Annotated in this window: 2 protein-coding genes and 1 pseudogene; 1 reads left to right on the top strand and 2 read right to left on the bottom strand. The window is 61.8% G+C overall.

From position 1 onward, the window contains the following. Window positions 1-186: 186 nt before the first annotated feature. Window positions 187-1,080 carry an alpha/beta hydrolase gene (locus COGEMETH_RS25230; RefSeq protein ID WP_238185405.1) on the bottom strand — a complete coding sequence of 298 codons (894 nt, stop codon included), beginning with the start codon at window positions 1,078-1,080 and terminating at the stop codon, window positions 187-189. Between the two features lie 643 nt (window positions 1,081-1,723). Between COGEMETH_RS25230 and COGEMETH_RS25235 the strand changes: the two are divergent. After that, window positions 1,724-1,969: pseudogene (locus tag COGEMETH_RS25235) on the top strand (SOS response-associated peptidase); the annotation flags it as partial. Here COGEMETH_RS25235 and COGEMETH_RS25240 read toward each other — a convergent pair. Then, the coding region (locus COGEMETH_RS25240) for an ATP-dependent DNA helicase (RefSeq protein ID WP_238185406.1) at window positions 1,903-2,634 on the bottom strand (732 nt) is incomplete at its 5' end. The pseudogene COGEMETH_RS25235 and the gene COGEMETH_RS25240 overlap by 67 nt on opposite strands.

A 2,634-nucleotide genomic window follows, 5' to 3' on the forward strand; every position in this document is an offset into this window, starting at 1 on the left:
TCGCGGTAGCAGCGGGCGCCTGCCTCATGGAATGCGACTGCGTTGTCGAGGAGCCGCTGCAGGTCCGTGGTCATGCACGCCGCCTTTGTTCGACCTCACCGCCAAGACGGCGAGCTTCTTCACGCCAGGCGTCCCGGTCGGCCAGCATCGCGGCAATCGCGCCTGCTCTGCTGCCGTCCCGCTACCCTAGATCTTCGGATAAAGATGCTCGCGGATGAAGCTTCCCGCGTGCGCTAGGGAGAGCTGTCCATCTGCCACTTCTTGGTAGAAGAGATGCCACGCGTGGATCATGTGCGGCCAGATCTCGAGGTCCACGGCGACGTCGGCGATGCCCGCGACTGCTGCAAGCCGGACAGAGTCATCGAGGAGTGTCTCGGCGGAACCCACCTGGATCAGCGTCGGAGGCAGACCCGTGAGATCGGCGTTGATCGGCGAGACGAGCGGCCCTCGCGCATCGGCGCCGTTTAGGTAGAGGCCCGCGAGCTCGGAAAGGTAGGCTCTGCTGAGCAGGGGATCGACGGCGGCCTTAGACTCCATGCTAGGCCCCGTGAGCGCGAGATCGACCCAGGGCGAGCTAAGCCATAGGCAGCCCGGCAGCGGCAAGCCTACCTCCCGCAAAGACAGGGCCGTCGCGAGTGCGAGACCGCCGCCTGCGCTCTCCCCCGCGAGCGCAATCCGTGCCGGTGCAATGCCCGAGGCAAGGAGAAAGCGATAGCCGGTGAGGGCGTCGTCGAGCGCTGCAGGGAATGGGTGCTCAGGCGCTAGGCGGTAGTTGAGTGCCAGGGTGCGCGCCCGGGCTTCACGGCCAGCCTGCGCGACCATGTGGCGATGGCTCTTCAGTGACCCGGAGATGTAGCCGCCCCCATGCAGGAACAGGACGACGCTTTCTCCATTTGCCCCGGGCGTGCTCGTCCACTCAGCAGGAACGCCGTGAGCGTCGACCGCTTCGACGGACACATCAACTGGTATTGGGTAGCCGGCGCCAAGGTCATCAACTCGCGCACGGCGCGCAGCAAGGTCGACCGGTCTTGGATGGGAGGCGAGGCGAACCCGGATCTGGTCAATGTCTGCCGGCGGCATGACAAGCTCCGAAACGATGGAGAGTTTGCAACTCCTCTCCAGCTGAAAAAATAGATCATGCACTACCATTTGCCTGTCGGCAACTCAAATACACCTCGATATCAGAGATTGCGATATTTATATCAGTAAGTCATTTTATAATATTTGTTTATATATTTTCCAATTAAACCTCAATGCAAGAGGGTTTTCGATACGCGCTACCCAAGGACATGTTCTCAGAATTATAGCGCCCAGCCTGCAAGGCGCTAGCTAAGAGGTCAAGGTCCTGAGGCTTCGTTACCCGCTGCGTCGCTGAAAGAAAACCTCTTGAGCAACAGGCTTCGCTCGGCGCCTAAAGAGTTAAATCGCTAATCGCACCTCAAATCTCCGTCGAGGAGTTCACTGAAGCGCTGTTTGGAGTGCGATTGGGACTTTGCGGTCGTCAGCGAGACCGAAGGGTCATCGTCTGCGTTGTGCGGTTCGATCGGCGTCGAGGGGTCAATCGCTAACGGCATTCAGCCTGCGCTCTGGTCTCCCTCAAGGATTGCTGCGTTCCCTTCGTCGGATATGTCAGCAGCACGGGCCTGGAGGCTCCTCGTCACGATCTTTGATACGATCCCGCCGCCGAGGTCTCGACCGCGCGGCACCTAAGCGCCCACTGAATGTGCGTGGCAGGAAGCGCGACGAGCCGGTCGAGGAGCGGCGCCGCCTATACGCCTTCCTCACAACGGAAGCGAACGGCATCGTCGGACCCGTGCACTCGAAGGCCATACCGATGCTGCTGACGACGCCGGAGAAGTGTCGCACATGGCGTGACGCACCCGTGCAGTAGGCGGTGCAACTTCAGCGGCCGTTGCCCGACGCGGAGATGATAGAGGTTGCTCGTGGTTCACGTTGCGATGGCTCCTGATATGAACCGACCAACCACTCCTGGAGCTTCGTCCACCGTCGCCTCGTGCTCCCTCCTCGAACAGCCATGCCGATCGCCTTGCGCTGACCGATCAGCACGACGAGCTGCTTGCCGCGCGTGACGCCGGTGTAGAGGAGATTCCTCGCCAGCATGTTGAAGTGCTGCGTGACGATTGGGATCACCACGGCGGGATACTCCGAGCCTTGACTCTTGTGGATTGTCGTCGCGAAGGCGGGCACGAGGGTGTCGAGCTCGCCGTAGGGGTAGACGACCTCGCGCCCATCGAAGGTGACAACGACGGCGCCTTCGTCTTCGTCGATGCGAGCCACCATGCCAAGATCGCCGTTGAAGACGTCGCGGTCGTAGTCGTTCTGGGTCTCCATCACTCGGTCGCCAGGGGCGAAGCGCCAGCCAAACCGCTCGATCTGCTGGGCCGGGTTTGGGTTGAGCACACGCTGTAGCTCGTGATTGAGGTTCCGCGAGCCGAGCGAGCCGCGCAACATGGGCGTCAGGACCTGGACGTCGCAGGTCGGGTCAAGCCCGAAGGAGCGAGGGATGCGCTTGGTCACCACCTCGATCAGCTTGGCGACGCCGACGTCGGGGTCGTCGATCTCGATCATGTAGAAATCGGCCTTCTCGCCCGGCTGCGGCCGCTCCGGCATCTG

This window comes from Methylobacterium trifolii, from assembly GCF_022179685.1.
GTDB lineage: Bacteria > Pseudomonadota > Alphaproteobacteria > Rhizobiales > Beijerinckiaceae > Methylobacterium > Methylobacterium trifolii.

What these genes read in the sequence shown, in the direction of transcription:
- COGEMETH_RS25230 (WP_238185405.1), bottom strand. Translation starts at nt 1,080, where the DNA reads ATGCCGCCGGCAGACATTGACCAGATCCGGGTTCGCCTCGCCTCCCAT.